Source organism: Butyrivibrio sp. AE2015, from assembly GCF_000420825.1.
In the GTDB taxonomy this organism is placed as follows: domain Bacteria; phylum Bacillota; class Clostridia; order Lachnospirales; family Lachnospiraceae; genus Butyrivibrio.
Genome location: NZ_ATVR01000040.1, coordinates 1 through 15,680, shown reverse-complemented (window position 1 = coordinate 15,680; position 15,680 = coordinate 1). Strand labels below are relative to the sequence as shown.

Annotated in this window: 13 protein-coding genes, 2 tRNA genes and 1 riboswitch; all 15 genes read left to right on the top strand. The window is 39.2% G+C overall.

Annotated elements, in window-relative coordinates; translation table 11 throughout:
* Positions 1–107 precede the first annotated feature (107 nt).
* The 15 genes from G585_RS0114500 (at position 108) to G585_RS0114430 (ending at position 15,669) form a co-directional block, all read left to right on the top strand.
* Complete coding sequence (locus G585_RS0114500; protein WP_022775966.1) at positions 108–1,463, top strand: flagellar hook protein FlgE; 1,356 nt, start codon at positions 108–110, stop codon at positions 1,461–1,463.
* A gap of 218 nt (positions 1,464–1,681) precedes the next feature.
* Positions 1,682–1,771, top strand: a riboswitch (cyclic di-GMP riboswitch).
* Positions 1,772–2,019: 248 nt separating this feature from the next.
* Positions 2,020–2,592, top strand: coding sequence for a hypothetical protein (locus G585_RS19765; protein WP_022775964.1), 573 nt, complete (start codon positions 2,020–2,022; stop codon positions 2,590–2,592).
* A 13-nt stretch (positions 2,593–2,605) separates the two neighbouring features.
* The gene (gene lepB, locus G585_RS0114490; RefSeq protein WP_022775963.1) at positions 2,606–3,184 is read left to right on the top strand and encodes a signal peptidase I; all 579 of its coding nucleotides are present in this window, start codon (positions 2,606–2,608) and stop codon (positions 3,182–3,184) included.
* Positions 3,185–3,223: 39 nt separating this feature from the next.
* The gene (locus G585_RS0114485) at positions 3,224–8,440 is read left to right on the top strand and encodes a SpaA isopeptide-forming pilin-related protein (RefSeq protein WP_022775962.1); all 5,217 of its coding nucleotides are present in this window, start codon (positions 3,224–3,226) and stop codon (positions 8,438–8,440) included.
* Positions 8,441–8,529: 89 nt separating this feature from the next.
* Positions 8,530–9,966 carry a SpaH/EbpB family LPXTG-anchored major pilin gene (locus tag G585_RS0114480; RefSeq protein WP_022775960.1) on the top strand — a complete coding sequence of 479 codons (1,437 nt, stop codon included), beginning with the start codon at positions 8,530–8,532 and terminating at the stop codon, positions 9,964–9,966.
* 5 nt (positions 9,967–9,971) lie between these two features.
* Positions 9,972–10,121 (top strand): hypothetical protein, encoded by a 150-nt coding sequence (locus G585_RS19760; RefSeq protein ID WP_022775959.1) that lies wholly within the window; start codon positions 9,972–9,974, stop codon positions 10,119–10,121.
* Entirely contained in the window at positions 10,099–10,953 is an 855-nt protein-coding gene (locus G585_RS0114470; protein WP_022775958.1) for a class C sortase, read from the top strand. Before G585_RS19760 ends, G585_RS0114470 begins: the two co-directional genes overlap by 23 nt.
* Positions 10,954–10,968: 15 nt before the next feature.
* Positions 10,969–12,117: a Cna B-type domain-containing protein gene (locus tag G585_RS0114465; RefSeq protein ID WP_022775956.1), complete on the top strand. Its 1,149-nt coding sequence runs from the start codon at positions 10,969–10,971 to the stop codon at positions 12,115–12,117.
* Positions 12,118–12,297: 180 nt separating this feature from the next.
* Complete coding sequence (locus G585_RS0114460; protein WP_022775955.1) at positions 12,298–12,546, top strand: TIGR03905 family TSCPD domain-containing protein; 249 nt, start codon at positions 12,298–12,300, stop codon at positions 12,544–12,546.
* A complete protein-coding gene (locus G585_RS19155; protein WP_022775954.1) occupies positions 12,539–13,183 on the top strand; it encodes a sortase in 645 nt (214 codons plus the stop codon). Before G585_RS0114460 ends, G585_RS19155 begins: the two co-directional genes overlap by 8 nt.
* Before the next feature lie 165 nt (positions 13,184–13,348).
* Positions 13,349–14,122: an adaptor protein MecA gene (locus G585_RS0114450; protein WP_022775952.1), complete on the top strand. Its 774-nt coding sequence runs from the start codon at positions 13,349–13,351 to the stop codon at positions 14,120–14,122.
* A gap of 38 nt (positions 14,123–14,160) precedes the next feature.
* Positions 14,161–14,976, top strand: a complete 816-nt coding sequence (locus G585_RS18295; RefSeq protein WP_022775951.1) for an arginase family protein — start codon at positions 14,161–14,163, stop codon at positions 14,974–14,976.
* A 62-nt stretch (positions 14,977–15,038) separates the two neighbouring features.
* Positions 15,039–15,371 (top strand): hypothetical protein, encoded by a 333-nt coding sequence (locus G585_RS0114440; RefSeq protein WP_022775950.1) that lies wholly within the window; start codon positions 15,039–15,041, stop codon positions 15,369–15,371.
* 82 nt (positions 15,372–15,453) lie between these two features.
* Positions 15,454–15,536, top strand: a tRNA-Leu gene (locus G585_RS0114435).
* A 48-nt stretch (positions 15,537–15,584) separates the two neighbouring features.
* Positions 15,585–15,669: transfer RNA gene (locus G585_RS0114430), tRNA-Leu, on the top strand.
* The last annotated feature ends 11 nt before the right edge of the window (positions 15,670–15,680 follow it).

Here is a 15,680-nt window from a genome sequence, read left to right as displayed (position 1 = left end):
AATTACTTTAATTTTTGTTTAAAAATATGCAAATAGACTAAAGGTTTTTTAATCATTCTCCGATATATGACATGACAAATAATATTTTGATTTGAGGTGCGTGTTCTATGATGAGATCTATGTGGTCTGGTGTTGCCGGACTTAAAACCCACCAGTTAGAAATGGATGTCATTGGTAACAATATCGCCAATGTTAATTCAACTTCATATAAATCGCAGGCTACAGGTTTTTCGGACGTTCTTTATCAAACAATAAAACCAGGAACCGGAGCGGGAGAGACACTTGCAACAACTAATGCTGCCCAGGTTGGTTTTGGAGCCAAGATGAGCTCTATTCTCACCAATATCACCAAGCAGGGTTCAGCTGTTATAACAGATAATGTCCTTGATCTCATGATAACAGGTGACTCTTTCTTTTGTGTTAAGCAGGATGCGACTTCAGAGATAATGAATTTCTCCAGAGATGGAGCATTTACTATTGATGCCAATGGAGATCTCGTTACCCAGAACAGCGGCTACTATGTTATGGGAGTTATGGGGACTGGAGGAGTAACAGACGGCGCAGTTGGAACCAAAATTACAGTTATTGACAGGAATACTGACAGAATAGGTTATGATGCACAGGGCAATCAGATAACTTACCAGGTTGACGCTATGCCTGGCGCAGCAACTACAGCTGCTTATTTTAAAGGCAATATTGATAGTGATGATCCCAATCTGGAAAACGGAAAGACTCTCACAATAGAGACCTATGGAAGTGACGGAAAAGTCTATACTTTAAAATTCAACCTGACAGGTGATGAGAACGACGATGGAACATTTAATCTTTCTCTGTCTTCTGTGCTTGATGAAAACTCCAAAAAAGTTGCCTTTGATACAGCGACTGATATTGAGCTTGAATATGATGCCCATTCAGGAAAACTTCTTTTTATAAATAGTCTGCCTACAGAATCAGTCAATTTTACGATTACAGGTGACGCGTCTGTTGTTGGACCTCTTAATATTGATTTTTCAAGTACGTCCAACTATGCAGGGGATGCGTGGACACATTCATCTTCAATCTATGGCTATAAAGGCGATAAACAGGGACAGAATATGGGATATCCAGATGGCGAGCTTGTAGGAGTTTCCTTTGGAACTGATGGCTCTATATTTGGAAGATATTCAAATGGTCAGACGGTAAAAAAGGCACAGATTGTTGTGGCTGAGTTTAACAATGCCATGGGCCTTGAGAAGGTTGGAGATAATCTGTATTCAGCTTCACTAAACTCAGGAGAGCCTATGTATATGGATATTACTAAGGATGGCGGCTATATGTCATCAGGAGTTCTGGAAGGAAGTAATGTTGACCTGGCAAAAGAGTTTACGGATATGATCACAACTCAGCGTGGATTCCAGGCAAATAGTAAGGTGATAACCACATCTGATGAGATGCTGCAGTTACTTAAATCGTTAAAACGTTAATATTTCATGGAAACTATTAAGAAGGAAACGAGTAAAATCTAAAAAAAATATAAAATTTTATTTCATAGAGCTGGAGCGGTTTCCAGCTCTTTTTAATGGAAACTGTGAAAATTGTATGAAAAAACTGTTGTAAAAATGTGTGCTATGTTGTATATTCAACATTACAAGGGATTCAGACATCATAGTTTGGCACTTAAATAACAGAATTTTTGTTTAGTACGATACAAGGGCAAAGCCGCTGAAAAGTGGTGACGCAAAGCTAAAGGGTCTAAATCACATAGGTATGTGACAGACAGCCAGTTGCTGGTGCATGTTTAAGCACTAATTGTGACCGGACTGTGCGAGAGCAGACGGTCTATTTATTTGCAGTAATTACGGTACATATAAGTTCAGGGAAGAACCCCTGGATGCAGGTGGCATCAGGGTGTACATGGAAGTAGTTGCAGCGACTGGTCATTTTGTATTGCAATTGCCTTGTCATATATTTTGTAAAGGTATTTTGCGACACGGTGAAGTCGCAACATACCTTATTTTTTTACCCTGAATAAGGAGAAGTATGTCAGAAATTAATTTAAAAAAACTCTCCAGAGCAGACCTTTTGGAGATGATGATCACCTACTCTGAGGAGGCAGAGGCCGCCAAAAAACATGAGCAGGAATATAAGGAAGAATTAGATAAAGAGAAATTGCAGCTTCAGCGTGATTTTGCTGAAGAGAGAGCCAGAATGCTCAGCGGCTTTGAGGAAGAAAAAGCCCAGATGAGAGCTAAGTTTGGTGAACAGAAGGCTCAGATGCAGGAAAAGTTCGAAAAAGATATAGCTGGTCTTAAGAACAGGCTAAATAGAGAGAAAGAAGAGCTTCAAAAGCAGGTTGATGATGCTCTTATGAAGATAGAAAATTCACAGTCTCTTGCTGAAGCGTCGATTCAGCTTGGCGGGATCATGGAAGCCGCTCAGAAATCAGCTGATTTGTATGTTGAAACACTTAAAAAGAATGCAAGTGCTGAATATCAGCAGCTGATGAAGGAAATTGAAGAATCCCGTAAGAAGATAAAACTTATGGAAAAGCAGGCAGAAAATAAATATGGACCTCTTAGAGAAGATATTGAAAAAGAGGAAAAGGCGTGTTAAATAGAGAAAGCTGATGAGTGAACTAAAAGATTATAAACCCTCTGTAGAAGAGCTAAAAAGGGAACTTAAGAGGGAAAACAGTAAAAAGGAATACCGTACAGTACTTAGAAATACGCTTTTTGTAGTAGTAGTAGTTGCAGCTTTGGCAGTACTTATTTCGAGCTTTTTTATCACCGTTCTTAAGATAAGCGGTGATTCAATGACTCCGACACTCGATACTGGACAGATAGTCATTGCTCAGAACAGTTCTGGTTTCGAACCGGGAGAACTTATAGCATTTTATTATAACAACAAAGTCCTGGTAAAAAGAGTAATCGGGTCACCTGGAGACTGGATAAATATTGACAGTGACGGAAATGTATCTGTTAACGGGGAGGTTCTTGACGAAGAATATGCGTCTGACAAAAGTCTTGAACCAACAGATATCACATTTCCGTATCAGGTGCCTGAAAACAGGTATTTTGTGTTAGGGGATCATAGAAGTGCATCAATAGATTCAAGAAGTAGCGTTGTGGGATGCGTTACTAAGGAACAGCTTATTGGGAAAGTGATATTTAGGGTTTATCCATTTAATGTATTTGGAGGACTTTGATACCGGTAACTTTCATTTGGCTTCGATTGAGGTAAAAAAATGCGAGGGGAAACTGAAAATCGCGCTGAAAAGTACATAAGAAATCACAAGAACCGAAAGAAGTGGTTGGCGTTTGTTCTTTGTCTTTCTCTTTTTACAGGGACGGCTACGCTTTATGGCCTTAATAAGCCTGCTACTGCAATGACTGAAGAAGGTGCAGGGCAGGTTGGAGTTGTTATGGAAACTGCTGACAATGAGTTCGAGCAGGGACTTATAGAGCAGATGCAAGAAGATGAGGAAAATGGGGAAGCTTCTGTATCTGTAGATGAAGAAGGAACATCCAAGGAAGCATCTGATGAAGAGTCACAAAAAGCTATGGATGAGACAGGTGCGAACTCAGAGTCTGACAAAGAAAATCAGAATGCAGAAAATGAAACTGGGAATGGTGCTGCAGGTTCGGAAAAAAGCAGCGAATCTTCAAGCGCAAGTTCATCAGAGGATGAGTCGGGCGTTTCTTCAAGTGCAGGTTCATCAGAGGATGAATCAGGCGTATCTTCAAGTGCTTCATCAGCATCTACTGTTAAGGAATCCGCAAGTGAGGCATCAGGAGTTGCTTCTTCCGGAAACTCTTTGGATGCTGAAAAGTCAACTAGCCTTTCTTCAGGTAAGGCAGCATTAGATATTCCTGAGTCTGTAGATCTTTTGGAATATGTCACAGAGACGATCATTGAGCGTAAAAATGCCGATGGTGAATGGGAAGTTATTGACAAGGATGATATAAAGCCTGCTGATAAGCTTAGGATAACCTTTAATTATGTTCTTCCAAAAGAGGCGGTTGTAAGTGATGATATCCATCTTGAAATTCCTGAAGAGTTTGGAACTGCGGAGACGGATGCTGCAGAACTTGATGATGGTAAGGGAAGCTATGAGGTCACTGAAGATAATCAGCTTATAATCCAGTATAGTGACGAAGTAAAAGAAGAAATAATAAATGAAGCCGGCGAGATTGAAGAAGAAAATAGTGATGAAGCTACTTCTCTGATTGGGAGAATAGATAGTTTTTTTGATCTCTTTTCACTTACAGCATATGCAGCTGACAGTACATCAGGATCAGCAACTGTATATACAACAGTGGCAGGAATGACTATCACTGGTGTTACTTTAGTTAAAAATCCTGATGAAAAAGGCAGTGGAAGTTCAAAAACATACAGCGGCGGAACACCCATAAGCAGCGGTGCAGAAGTAACTACAGGTGACAAGCTGTATTTTACCATTGATTATAATCTTGCCAAGAATACAGTAAGTGCAGAAAAACCAACAATTACTTATAATCTTGCTGAACATGGGATAGAAGTTTATGAAGCAATATCAGGTATGGTTTATAACTCAGAAAATGAAGCTGTTGGTACATTTGCAATTGAAAAAAGCGGCCTTGTGACTATCACCTATTATCCTGAGTTCGCTGCCAAGAACAGTATTCAGGAAATCGAAGGCGATTTTTATTTTGTCGCAATGGCAAATGCCAATAGTGATAGTGAAAAGACATATAAAGAGTATGTTTTTGATGATAACTTAAAAATATACATATATATTGTAAAAGGCGATAGCTATGACCTGACACTTGAGAAAAAAGCTTCAAGTTATGATGAAACAAATAAAACTATAGATTATACAATTGTTATCTCATCCAATAATGGAACAGGTACTTCAGGCATTACTCTTACGGATGTCCTGACTGTATATAACAATAGTTTGACTGATAAGAATTTGAACTCCGAGTTGACGAGTGGTATCAATCTAAAAGAACAGCTCAAGCAGATTACCATAAAAAAGAGTGATGGCACTAATATAGCTTCCGAAAATGCAGTAAGTGTTGGAACTGATGGAACAGCCACAATCAGTCTCCCTGATCTTGGTAAAGGTGAGAGCTATACAATCACATATACATTTAATGTGCCGGATTCTGTATCCAGTTCAGATGTATCTGTAAAAGTAAACAACAATGCTAAGGCTGTTTTTGATGAGGATAAAAGTAGGTCGTATACAGTAGAAACTGATATTAACGGCAATGTCCCAAATATCGATAAGTATGGAACAGCAGATACAGCCAATAAGACTGTTACATGGATTATCAAACTTAATTCGCTGGGTAATAACTTAAATGGTTATACGTTAAAAGACTTTATTCATACATTGGCTGAAAATGGCTGGGAAGATGTCTCGACACCTTACGTTGGAAAAATAAAGGTTTCCAGTGTTTCAACGCCAAGTGGTAAAACGGCCTCTTTAAAAGTTGGCCAAGAAATTAGTCTTGATGAAAATGGATATACGTTTACATCGGATGATTATAGTACATATGAGTTTACGTACACCTATACATACACTGTTTTTGATCTCGAATGGGGGAGCCTTGTCAATGAAGCGAGTATCACCAAGGAATTGAATGGTGAAACCTATGGAGATGACAAGAAAGCAAGTGTATATACAGGTGACAATACAAAGGTAGTAGAGAAAAAAGCAGACGGTATAGATAGTGCAACTGATGATGCGTCCACAGTACTTGTTAAATGGAATGTTACAATACATGCTCCAATAAAATGTAATGAAGGAAATAACAATTCTGAGTACTGGTCATTTACGGATGCTATTCAGGATAGTAATGAGTATCTATCAGAGTCTCAGCTTTCAGACCTTGAGTCTGCTATAAGACAGGCTGGATATAACGGAAGCTTATATGTAGAGAAAGGCGAAAAAGTAACTGTCGGAGGAGTATCAGGATATAAGGGCTTTGTGATCAGATTCTATTCAGACCTTACAACTGATCTGGAATTTACATACAATACAACCGGCTACATAGGAGAGGGTAATAATACTACATCCTTTAAGAATTATGCATATGTGAGAAGTCAAAGCTTTTATTCTACAGATACACAAAATTATGAACCGATAATTGCCAAATACGATGGAAAAGGTACGCATTCTGATTCAGCTTATGATTATTATTCTGAAGATCTTTTGGAATCCGGAATACTTACCTGGCGTATTAAGATAAATATTCCTGAGATTTGCAATTATGAAACTCTTACGGCAACAGATACATTGCCTAGTGGAGTGAGCCTTATAGACAGTTATACATATAAGGGAACTGACTATTACGGACTTGAGATAGCAGATAATGACAGCTTCAACGGAGCAGTAGCTTTTTCAGGCGGAAGTGCAACATATTTAAATACTTCCTTCTATGAGAGCATAGATGGCAAAAATGTCAAAGTCACATTTAGCCCTTCTAACCTGCAAGGGAAAACGCTATACCTCAGAGTGAGAGCAAGGATTGATGATCCTGATTGGACAAGCGCGACAAATGGCGTCAGGACATTTAAAAACAGCGTATCCTTGAAAAATGAAGGTGGAAATGAACTGGGAGGCGATTCACAGACTCAGAACATCACCAAGACAGAGACTGCTCTGAAAAAAACATCAAACAGTAACTTACTTGATGCAAAAGATACAATTGAGTACACGCTGGAAGTTAATGAAAATGCCGCTGACTTATTGGAAGGCAGTGACGAGCTTACACTTACCGATACATTGCAGGCTAAGTCACAGTCTTCATTTGGAGCAACACTTGTTGCGGGACATATAAAAGTATATGAAGTTATAACTGATTCCGCAGGAAATGAAACATTGTCGGAGCTTTCTACTGATGAGTATTCGTATTCTGTTGGAAGTTATGAGACAAAAGCTTCTTACTATAATGATGGACGGGATGATGGGTATTATCTTTATAGCACTATTGAATTCAAGATTCCTGATAAAAAGCATCTGCGAATAGTGTATAGGTATACGTTCAATAGTGATAGTTCCGGTCAGGTAAAAATCTTTATAAGTAATAAAGCTTCTTTAAAGGGTATTGCTGAAGATAAGGGCTCATCTGTATCTGATGGAAATATTGAATTGGAAGAGGTTGGAGCAAAAGCAAATGTTCATGGAATAAACATCTATAAGGTTGATAATGAAAACAACGCAATTGTTTTAGGTGGTGCAGAATTTGCCCTTTATAAATGGACAGGATCTTCGTGGCAGAGAATCATATATGATTCCTCATCAGCGACATGGAAAGATTCAGCAAATAGTGCAGCTTCGGAATACATATCAGGAGAAGATGGCCTGGTAGCTTTGCAGCACCTTACCTATAATCAGGCATACAAGCTGGTAGAGACTAAGGCACCTAAAGGATATCTTTTAAAGAGTACTCCGCTGTATTTCTATATGCCATCTGCAGATACTAAGACTTATTCAATGAACCTACCTTCAGGAAATGAGTACACTGGCGGAAACGAAATAGTAGCTATAAGCCAGGGAACAGATTATAACTTTACTAATACCAAGACTACTACGTCAATCACTATAAATAAGTATTGGGAAAATGAAGATGAGACCATGCCTGACAGTATTACCGTTAAGCTTGGAAGAAGACTTGGAAGTGAAACAACAGAAAATAGTGAAACATATCATACATTGAATATAGACCATCGAAATGCTCAAAATACTATACAGGAATACATTGGATTTCCTTCAGTTTTAGATGGCTCAAAGGTGGTATTTTACGCAAAACTATTTAATAGTGGGAATTGGACTGATGAGGGGAATAGCGTGACGATTAACGATATTATCATCGAACCTGATTCTAGAATTTCTGTTAGCTCTTCGATTACCACAGATGAAGGATTGACTTTGAGTAGTGGAGTATATGAGCGGTATGAAGTATCGATTAATAGCGATATTACAATAGTTATAAAAGATTGCAATCAAACATATTCATATAATGTTCCTTACTATTTACAGCGTGTTTCGTCATCAATTGGAGTTGAAAACAAGAAAACTTTAAATGAAGATTATCCGAATTTCATGACCCTAACTCTTACCAAGTCAGGCAAATGGACAACGACAATTGATAATCTGGAAAGATATTATTACGTATATGATGGTGACGGAAATATAATCGACAGATACTTATGGCTCTACTACGTTTCGGAAGTAAACAATGTGTATTACACAGCAGAATATACTGATGAATGTAAGACCGGTATCAATTCGGGAACTTTAGAGTTTACCAATAAGCGTAATGAACTTGTTCCGATTACCTTGCCAGAAACAGGAGGTATAGGTGAAAGAACGGTTGAAATGGCAGGATTTGGACTCGTATTGATGTCCCTTGCGGGAATGGCATTAACACGTACGAGGCGAAAGAAAAAGGCCCATTTTGGGAGCAGTTAATGGTTTTTGATGCGAAAGCATTTTAAACAAGTGCCATTGGCACAAAATACATTTAAGAAATAAAACAAGATTCAAAGGAGAGGACACAAATGAAAGGACTAAAGAAACTACTAACAGGCGTGCTGGCAGCGACAATGATCATGGCCGGAAGTTTAACAGCATTTGCTAGTGATGGGGCAGATATCAAAATTGAGAATGCTTCGGAGGGGCAGACTTACAATCTTTATAAGATTTTTACTTTTGAACCATCTTCAGATAGCGCAACAAACGGTGTATATAAGCTTTCTGCAAAATGGGAAGGCTTTAGCAGCAAATACTTTACAGTATCGAATGATGGGTTTAAGTACATTACATTAACAACTGATGCGAATGGCAATGCACTATTAAACAGCGATACTGCTGCAGCATTTGCCCAGGAAGCGCTTGCATGGGCTAAAGCTAATAAAGTTGAAGCTGACGCAACTGAACCAGCACCTAAAGAAAAAGATGATGACTTTGTAACAACTGTTGAGTTTTCTTCACTCGATTACGGATATTATTTAGTAGATTCTTCACTTGGAGTACTTTGCGCGCTTAATACAAATACTCCAAATGCAGTATTTAAGGAAAAAAATGGTATTCCCGATATTGATAAGAAGGTTACAGAGGATTCAACAAACTCATTGGGGGAAAACAATGATGCTCAGATTGGACAGACAATCTATTATGTATCAAATGTTAATTTAAAGGTTGGTGGCGAAGATTATATTGTAACTGATAAAATGACTGATGGTCTTGACTTTACAGGTGTTACCAGTGTAACTGTAGGAGAGGCAACACTTTTGGACGGAACAGACTATTCAGTTGTAGCAGCCGAAAATAATCGCGGTTTTGTGCTTACATTTTCTAATGACTACCTTAAAAAGCTTACAGCTGATGCTACTGCAGTTATTTCATATACTGCTGTTCTCAATGAGAATGCTGAATTAGCAAGTGATACTAATGACAATGAGATTTATCTGAAATACAACAACGGCGTTGAGACTGTGCATCGCTATACGCATACAAAAACATATCCATTGGATATCATTAAATATGCTGCAGAGGATGAAACTGAAAAAACTCCAATTGCTGGTGCACATTTTACAATGAAGAATACTACAGATAATTCTGATGTTTATTTTGTGGTTTCAACTGATGGCGCTACTTATACTGTTGTTGCGGAAGGTACAGAAGGAGCAACAAACGAGATTGTTACTATAGCTGACAAGAAAATTACAGTAAATGGACTTGATGCAGATACTTATGAACTGACAGAGACACAGGCACCTGAAGGACGTAATTTATTAGATGGTCCTGTAGAGGTAACTATCAATAATACTGTTTCTGTAAAGACTCCGGCCGAGATAGCGATTCCTAATGGAACAGGTTCACTTCTTCCTTCAACAGGTGGAATTGGTACAACAATTTTCTATATCATTGGCGGTATTCTTATTGTAGCAGGTTTTGCATATTTTATCGTACGCAGAAAAGCTGACGCAGAGTAATAAATTTGGGGTATGAAAAAGTTAATATATATTTGAATCTTGTTAAGTGCATTCATCAGGGAAGGGTTTCTTTCCCTGATGAATATGCAAGATTTATAAATACAGACACAAGTGATACGGACAGATTTGTAGATGAAAAAAAAGAAGGGACTTAAAAGTCAGCTTCCTAATTTAATATTTGGAATAATATTTTTGGCAGGGCTTGCTATCTTTTTATATCCATCAGTGAGTAATTATATAAATTCCCTGCATCAGTCCAGAGCAATTACCAACTATGAAGAAATGATGGGTAAAATTTCTGAAGAAGATTATTCAGCATTCTGGCAGGCTGCTTATGATTTTAATGAAGAGCTTGCAGCTGCTCAGTCAGAATCGTTTTTGTATTTGGATGGAGAAATTAAGAATAGATATTATAAGACATTAGATCCGACAGGAACCGGGATCATCGGATATATAGAAATAGAAAATATCGGAGTTAATCTTCCTATTTACCACGGAACAGAAGAATCTGTTTTACAGGTTGGAATAGGACATCTTGAAGGGTCTTCATTTCCAACAGGTACAACAAGTACCCACTGTATTTTGTCGGGGCACAGAGGACTTCCTTCGGCAAAACTTTTTACAGATCTCGATCAGATGATCGTTGGAGATACATTTTTACTACATATCCTGGATCAGACCTTTGCTTATCAGGTTGATAATATAAGCATAGTTTTACCGGAAGATACCGGAGGACTGGGAATAGTAGATGGAGAAGAATACGTCACGCTGGTGACTTGTACGCCCTACGGTGTAAATACTCACAGGCTCCTTGTAAGAGCAAAGCGTGTTGATTATAACGAAGAAACAAAACTTATCGTACCGGCAGATGCAACAAGGTACGGAACACTTATGATAGCTCCTTTTATTGGAGCGCCTATGCTGCTCATTGCATTTATAGTATTTATGGTAAAGACCAGAAAACCTAAGGCAAAAAAAGCAGCATAAAATTGAGGTTGAAGGATGAAAAAACTGACACGAAACCTTAACAGAATAGTGATGTTTGTGGCTGTTTTATTATTGATGCTTGGAAGTTTTTCTTTTCCTGTTCAAGCCAGAGATCTGATCGATATGAGCTGGCAGGATAAGGGACAGATGACTTTGCAGTTTAAGTTTGATGACAAGCTCCTTGAGGGTATGGAGGTCGATGCATACCTGGTGGCAGATCTCAGTGAAAATGGCGAGTTTACACTGATAGATGAGCTTAAAGATCAGCCCGTGACCAATCTTAACGGCATCACAGATCAGAGCCAGTGGGATGTAATAATTGATACTATTGAGCCTTACGTATACAGTCATATGAGTGTTACTGCACATGCAGTTTCTGACGTAAATGGAGAAGCGTTTTTTGATGGGCTTCACCTGGGACTTTACATGATAAGGACAGAAACTTTATATGATCCAGTAGAGGCTTGTACCTATGCAGTTGATACATTTTTGATCTCAGTACCAACAACAGATGCTAATGGTACCTGGGTTAACCCTGTATACGCACCTGTGTTAAGAGCTAAGTGCTCTCAGGAATATCCAAAGACCTATGAAATAAGAAAGGTTTGGAAAGATACAGATAATGAGGACAAGCGCCCTCCATATATAAGTGTTGATCTTTACAGAGATGGAGAAAAGGTTCAGACAGTTGAGCTCAGTGCATCAAATAACTGGTTCTATTCCTGGTCTGATATGGATTACAGGGGTGAGTCAGGAGAGGTTACAGCTCACGATTGGACCATAAAAGAGAATATCAGCAGTGACTCTCCTTATACGGTAAGTACAGGCGAAAACTCATATAATGGTGAAAGCAGCAAGGTGATTCTTTTTACTCTGGAAAACACATATAATGAGCCGGAGACACCACCTGAAACTCCACCTGAGACTCCGCCGGAAACACCTGATACGCCAGATGAGGATACACCAACAGAAGATACACCGGAAACACCTGGAATACCTGATCTTCCGGAAGTTTTAGGAGCTTTTAGAAATATTCCTGCAGTACTTGGTGCAAGAAGACTTCCACAGACAGGTCAGCTTTGGTGGCCACTTCCTATATTGCTGATAGCAGGAGTTCTATTCATTATCAAGGGAATCAGGGCAAACAGGAAGAATGCCGGTTGACAGATAGGACAGCCGGATTTAGTATGTGTATGTGATCAATGTTGATTGCACCTTGTGGTCAGCCACAGGGTGCAATTTTGTATATTAAAATGTATATTTGTTACTGATCATGTGGTTTTAACAAATGTATAAAAGGCTGAAGTTTGATATAATAAAGTTAGAGAAAAGAGGTAAGAGATAATGGTTTACAAGACAAAAGGCACATGCTCAACACAGATTGATATTGAGCTTAACGGAGACACAATAGGTGCAGTGAAATTTACAAATGGATGCAACGGTAACCTGCAGGGAATATCCAAGCTTGTAGAGGGAATGAAGTGCGAGGATGCCATAACAAAGCTTCGTGGCATTAAGTGTGGATTTAAAAATACATCATGCCCCGATCAGCTTTCTTATGCGATTGAAGAGGCAATGAGGCAGAATGCATAAAGATCATAGTGGTCATAAGTATATTTTGATCGGTACTGCTCTTATTTTTATAGCAGTATTTTTACTAAAACATAATCTTGATGAATCATCTGCGGCTGGGAATGCTTCCGATGAAATGCTTGAGGGAGTCATTGAACAGATGCCGGGCGTGGTACTTGAGAATTTATCCGGTGACATGCCTGTTGTTGATGTGGACGGACATAGCTTTGTGGGTACACTTGAGATTCCTTCATTGGAACTTCTTTTACCTGTGCAGAGTTCATGGAGCCAGGAGGATGCCAAGTACGCTGTCTGCAGATATGAAGGCAGCATGTACGATGATGACCTTATAATAGCCGGCCATAATTACACTGAGCATTTCGGTAAATTGAGTGAGCTTACTTCAGGTGACGTAGTAATTGTTACTGATATGAATGGGATGAGTAAGTACTATGAGGTCACAAATATTGAGACTCTTGGAGCTTATGACGTTGAAAAAATGGAAGCAGGAGACTGGGATCTGACTCTTTTTACCTGTACACTTGGAGGCGCGAACCGCGTGACAATAAGGTGCGAGTCCGTTGGAAAGTATAGCGAGACGGGCACTACGCCTGACGTACTGGATGCCGCAGAAAAGAGTAAGCACATCAGGAAATAAGTACTAACACTTTAGTTTTTATGCATGATAGCCGATAATCTTACTGTAATGTTATAGAGTGTTAATAGAAATTTTAGCACTCTCACCTAGACAGTGCTAATTTTGAGATATATAATTACAGTACAAAAATGGAGAAATGTATCCAAGGAGAGGAGATGATGCGTAATGATTATAGTAAAAATGAATGCAACCACAGTAGAATGCAGTATTGCGGCATCAGAACTTCATGAAATTGGGCTTACTCCTGAGGCAGTTATAGAAGGTGCAGAAAACACTACTTCGTTTTTTGCACAACTCAACAGGGAAGTTGGGGCGCAGCTCGATTATGATCCGGAGACAGAGGTCATGATGATGAGCAAAAACATGATGATGGATGGAAGTGTGCGCATCTTCGCAGTTAAGATGAGCAATGAAGATATTCAGAAAGCAACAGACCGTATTCGTGGAGCAGCCGATACTATCCTTAAAATGCTGACTCAGGAAAAGGTGGACGAGATCAAGGCCAAAACCGGCAAGGAAAAAGGTGTTGCGCTTAATGAAGTTATCACAAATGTAACAGATACTATCAATAGGATATATGGCAAGGATGATTTTGATCCATCGGCTATGGAGCAGGCTACTACAAGTTATCAGCCGCTTTCAGAGTATGCCAGATACATGATGGAGTTTGACAATTTTGATGAAGTAAAGAGATTTGCCAAGGTTGTTCAGAAACTTCCGATTGTTGACTCGAGTTTGTATAAATATGAGGATCGCTATTATCTTATTGCAGGACTTATGTCCGCCAATGAGAGCATCATCTATGACATGAGAAGAGCCGGAGTTGAGTATTCTCAGATGCTCACTGTAAATGCTCCGGAAGCTATGGTTGTAGAGGAACACGGCGAAAGTCTTATTGCAGATGATGCGGTTGTACATCTGGCTGATCTGGCAAGATGACTTGACATGTGGCGTGTCTGAAGATATAAGGACTTGATATGAAGGCAGAATTTTCGGTATTTAATTTTTCAGGTATTTATGATGAAGAGAGCTTTTATCGAGTAGATAAAGGCTCTTCATTTTGTGGAAAAGTCCTGGATTTAAAAGATATTTCGGGGACAAACTGCCTGTGCGATGATGCTGCTAAGGCGGCTATCAAAGAGGCAATCATTGATTCACACTTGTTTGCAGATGGAGTTCATTTTATTGACTCCGGAAATTACCATTATATGTCAGCTCTTTTGCTGGAAATGATAAAAGAGCCTTTCTCACTTGTGGTGCTTGATCATCACCCGGATATGCAGCCATCAATGTTTGGAGATATCCTCTCCTGCGGGAGCTGGGTAAAAAATGTACTTGATTCAAATGAGAATGTGCGGGATGTGCATGTGATAGGTGCTGATAGAAAGCTTATTGAGGAGCTTGATGAGGAAGACAGATGCCGGGTACATTTTTATGACAGGGAAGACGTGATCCCGGACTTGGATGAAGGGGATGCTGGAACTTGTTGTGTTACAGTTAAGCTCCCTGAGACAGAGTATCCGGTTTATCTTTCGATTGATAAAGATGTGATTGAGACGGAGTATCTAAGAACTAATTGGGACCAGGGCGAGTTTACTGATTCAGAGGTTTTGGAGTTTACGAGAGCTCTTTTGACTGGGAGAAAAGTGATCGGCGTGGATATCTGCGGCGAATGTGCGCCAGATCAGGAAGGAATTGATCTGGAAAAGGCTATAGCTCAGAATGACCAGTTTAACCGGGATATTCTCGAACTGTTAATTGTAAATCATAGTGTAAATATAAACGAAATATAGTATAATATTCCTAGACTCTCCTTTGGGAGCGGACTTATTGGTATTAACATCATGGAGGAAATATGGAAAAGAGATTCAGAGATTATTTAAGACACCTTGAAAAGCTTGATTTTGAAGTGCTTTCTGAGGATGAGGTATTTTCAGAAAGAGAGGGAATAGTGATGCAGGCAACAGTCCTTCACCAGGAGCTGATGAGGACACTCACTGCGATCATAGGCTTTCTTACATGTGCCAGCATTTTCCTTGCAGTTGGATTTGTGAATTTCTTTTTTGCAAGCTTTATATGTGCAGCTGTTTTTGCTGTGGCTGCAGCAGCTTGTGCCCTGCACTACAAGGACATTTCCGATGTCATGAAAAAAATGTATTTTTACATAGATAAGTTGACGAGGCTTTGAAAATTATAAAAATAATATAAAATAAAGTTCTAAAAAGCCTTGACAGTAAGGCTGAAAGTGAGTATCATTAACTACGTTGCACGCAGGAGTGGCGGAATGGCAGACGCGCATGGTTCAGGTCCATGTGTTGGCAACAACATGAGGGTTCAAGTCCCTTCTCCTGCACTAGATTTTATCTAGTGCAATTGAAGTGGTTTGTACATATATAGAAATGCGGAAGTGTCGGAATTGGCAGACGAGCAAGACTAAGGATCTTGTGACTGTTTATGTCGTGTGGGTTCAAGTCCCATCTTCCGCACTGGATACGAA

What these genes read in the sequence shown, in the direction of transcription:
- G585_RS0114500 (WP_022775966.1), top strand. Translation starts at nt 108, where the DNA reads ATGATGAGATCTATGTGGTCTGGTGTTGCCGGACTTAAAACCCACCAG.
- G585_RS19765 (WP_022775964.1), top strand. Translation starts at nt 2,020, where the DNA reads ATGTCAGAAATTAATTTAAAAAAACTCTCCAGAGCAGACCTTTTGGAG.
- lepB (WP_022775963.1), top strand. Translation starts at nt 2,606, where the DNA reads ATGAGTGAACTAAAAGATTATAAACCCTCTGTAGAAGAGCTAAAAAGG.
- G585_RS0114485 (WP_022775962.1), top strand. Translation starts at nt 3,224, where the DNA reads ATGCGAGGGGAAACTGAAAATCGCGCTGAAAAGTACATAAGAAATCAC.
- G585_RS0114480 (WP_022775960.1), top strand. Translation starts at nt 8,530, where the DNA reads ATGAAAGGACTAAAGAAACTACTAACAGGCGTGCTGGCAGCGACAATG.
- G585_RS0114470 (WP_022775958.1), top strand. Translation starts at nt 10,099, where the DNA reads ATGAAAAAAAAGAAGGGACTTAAAAGTCAGCTTCCTAATTTAATATTT.
- G585_RS0114465 (WP_022775956.1), top strand. Translation starts at nt 10,969, where the DNA reads ATGAAAAAACTGACACGAAACCTTAACAGAATAGTGATGTTTGTGGCT.
- G585_RS0114460 (WP_022775955.1), top strand. Translation starts at nt 12,298, where the DNA reads ATGGTTTACAAGACAAAAGGCACATGCTCAACACAGATTGATATTGAG.
- G585_RS19155 (WP_022775954.1), top strand. Translation starts at nt 12,539, where the DNA reads ATGCATAAAGATCATAGTGGTCATAAGTATATTTTGATCGGTACTGCT.
- G585_RS0114450 (WP_022775952.1), top strand. Translation starts at nt 13,349, where the DNA reads ATGATTATAGTAAAAATGAATGCAACCACAGTAGAATGCAGTATTGCG.
- G585_RS18295 (WP_022775951.1), top strand. Translation starts at nt 14,161, where the DNA reads ATGAAGGCAGAATTTTCGGTATTTAATTTTTCAGGTATTTATGATGAA.
- G585_RS0114440 (WP_022775950.1), top strand. Translation starts at nt 15,039, where the DNA reads ATGGAAAAGAGATTCAGAGATTATTTAAGACACCTTGAAAAGCTTGAT.